Origin of the sequence: Paenibacillus dendritiformis, assembly GCF_015845845.1 — a bacterium.
Lineage (GTDB): Bacteria > Bacillota > Bacilli > Paenibacillales > Paenibacillaceae > Paenibacillus_B > Paenibacillus_B dendritiformis_C.
This window is the reverse complement of the sequence record NZ_LDIG01000162.1, coordinates 1-2,484: the sequence shown is the minus strand read 5'-3', so window position 1 is coordinate 2,484 and position 2,484 is coordinate 1. Positions and strand designations below refer to the sequence as shown.

Below are 2,484 nucleotides of genomic sequence, written 5' to 3'. Positions count from 1 at the left end.
CCTGAATTTCGAAAGTAACTGTGCCTGAAAAATGAAAAAAGGGCCCAAATCTTTGGTAGAATAGTGTTTGCGAAAACAACATCACCCAAAGAGAGGAGCACCTTTTAGGTGAAGTCTACCACACCCGTCAGCAAAATCAAGACTGAATTTTCCTTGCGTCACGCTTCCAGCGTTGGTGGAAGCAAAGTATTCCTGGAGTATCTCGAAAAAATCGAACTGGACAAAGCATTGCAGAACTTGAGCAACATCAAACACAGGCACTCCCTGTTCCCTGTTTTTCGCATCCTGCTCTACCTCATAATCGGCTGGACACTCGGTTGTGAACGCCTTTTTCATTTTCGAGCGTTGCAACAGGATGCACTTGTGCAACGTTTCCTCGGTGGACGCTGTCCACACCACACCTTGCTGTATAAAGAATTGAATCGGTTTGGTAAGCAACCAACTTTCACACTCGACTTGAGAAAGTTGAATCAGCAGGTCATCGCGCCTGGTTTGCCCGATGAACTCATCATGGATCTGGATTCCACCGTGGAAACCGTTTTTGGTCACCAAAAAGGCGCGGCCGTTGGCACGAATCCCCACAAACCGGGACGTAAAAGCTACCATCCGCTGTTGGCTTATGAAGGCCAATCTCGTTTGTGTTTAAACGCTGTTCTTCGTGCTGGAAATACGCATTCATCCACGAATGCCGCTGACTTCCTCCGCCAGACGTTCGAATTGCTTGGTGATCGTCCGGTGAAGTATGCCCGATTTGACAAAGGATTTGGCGGTGAGGACTTTTACGGCTTATGGGAATCCAAAGGAATCGGGTATGTAGGAAAATTGAAATGGACCCAGCGACTTCAAGCGGAAGTGCAACGCTGCTCCGTTTGGAAGCGATTTGTCGATGAGGAGTGGATCATCGAGGGCATTGTACTGGTCTACAAAGCCACCTCCTGGAAGAAAGCACGCCGTGTTGCCGTCATCCGCAAAGCACAGGTGTACGATGGGGATCAATCTCGGCTTCTTCTTGATACAGATTGGCAGTATGAAGCGATCGTCACAAGCCTTGAGTGGGAGCCGATTGACCTGTGGCATTTCTACAACCAGCGTTGCTGCATGGAAAACCACATCAAGGAAGCCAAGCGTGGCTTTTCCATCAACCGCATTTCGACAAGCCGCTTCACCGCGAATGAAATCGACTTGCTAATCAAGCTGTTAGCATACAACCTCTACGAACGGTTTAAACGCGACTGCTGTGAACCGGTTCATCACGGGTATACGATTGCCCGGTTTCGTCAGGAGTTTTTCCTCTGTGCCGCGACCATCATCCAGCATAGTCGGCAGGTGATTCTCAAGTTGGCGAGAGATTTCCCGAACCGCTACACTTGGCTACGGATCGCGACAAAAGTTGCTGCGCTGGAATGACCGCTTCCAAAAATAAACATGGAAATGCAATGCCTCTGTGGGATGGGGAGGGGGAAAATATGCCCTTCTTTTCGAATTAGCGCTCATGGGACTGGATATTTTCTTGTTTATTACAGTTGCTACCCGCCCTAGTAGGTTACTAACTCGCCTCCATTACGGGCTTTCGAAATCTGGGATCAATTAATAATCCAAAAGATGCATCAGAATTAATAACAATGACAAAAGCGATGCAATTGAGCAAAGTGTTCACGTCAGCACGTGGACTCCCAAATCAATTACTTGCAGAAGATGTAGTAGAGAAGCTCAAATTGTCGATGAAATTAAGGATGATAGCAGAACAGGGGAGAGAAAACCTTGCAGGAAGTTCAGTAATGGGTAATGGACCCTTGGGTAATAGTACTTGGCAAAGCCAACCAGCAAAAAAAGATTTTATAGACGAGTATTTGGTAGATCCACTTATAGAATTTTTCACTGGTGAAAAGCCCGGAGTAAAAACCCAGGGCCAAAAAGTGCTAGAAGCTCAATTAATTACTATGCAAATGCAGCAACAACTGGTTCTAACTGAACTCTCGTCTGATTTCCAGGCTGCTATGCGCGGTGCAGCAAGTGCTGAAAGGATAGCTGAAGTAACATCGATAGGAACACCTAAAATAAATAATGGTAAAAGTACAATTGGACAGGTTCAAAAAGTGCAAAGCAAAGTTGGGGGGACGGGTAAAACTGGTACTGTTTGGGATTCAATTAAATCTACCTGAATCCGTGAAATGAAATCATAGAAAAGTTAGAAAATGAGTCTCCGGTAAAGTAAAATAAAGAAAAGGGAAGAATTCCCGTATTTTCTTTAACTCACCCCGGAGGTGCCATTGATGAAACCCGTACGTTTTCAACTGGATCAGTCCGTGGAGATGCTGACCGCTCATTCCGGTCTTGCCCTCATTGGCTTGCTCCTTTCCCATACCCAGATTGCCAAGCGCTTGACTCGTTCCTCGCTTCCCGGTGTACATCAACCCACGGTCACTCACCCGGATGTGGTCTACGCGTACCTGGGGCTACTTTGTCAAGGGAAAAGTGACTTTG

General features: G+C 46.7%; 2 protein-coding genes and 1 pseudogene. All 3 read left to right on the top strand.

All coding sequences use genetic code 11. The annotated features are described in order from the left end of the window. Positions 1-108: 108 nt before the first annotated feature. On the top strand, positions 109-1,407 hold the full coding sequence (locus tag ABD76_RS16620) for an IS1380 family transposase (protein WP_197253375.1): 1,299 nt from the start codon (positions 109-111) through the stop codon (positions 1,405-1,407). 215 nt (positions 1,408-1,622) lie between these two features. Then, positions 1,623-2,162 carry a hypothetical protein gene (locus ABD76_RS16615; RefSeq protein WP_197258348.1) on the top strand — a complete coding sequence of 180 codons (540 nt, stop codon included), beginning with the start codon at positions 1,623-1,625 and terminating at the stop codon, positions 2,160-2,162. A 111-nt stretch (positions 2,163-2,273) separates the two neighbouring features. Further along, positions 2,274-2,484, top strand: a pseudogene (locus tag ABD76_RS16610) (IS1380 family transposase); the annotation flags it as partial.

Bases quoted from the DNA above. Each gene is read 5' to 3' on its own strand.
- ABD76_RS16615 (WP_197258348.1), top strand. From the start codon at position 1,623: ATGACAAAAGCGATGCAATTGAGCAAAGTGTTCACGTCAGCACGTGGA.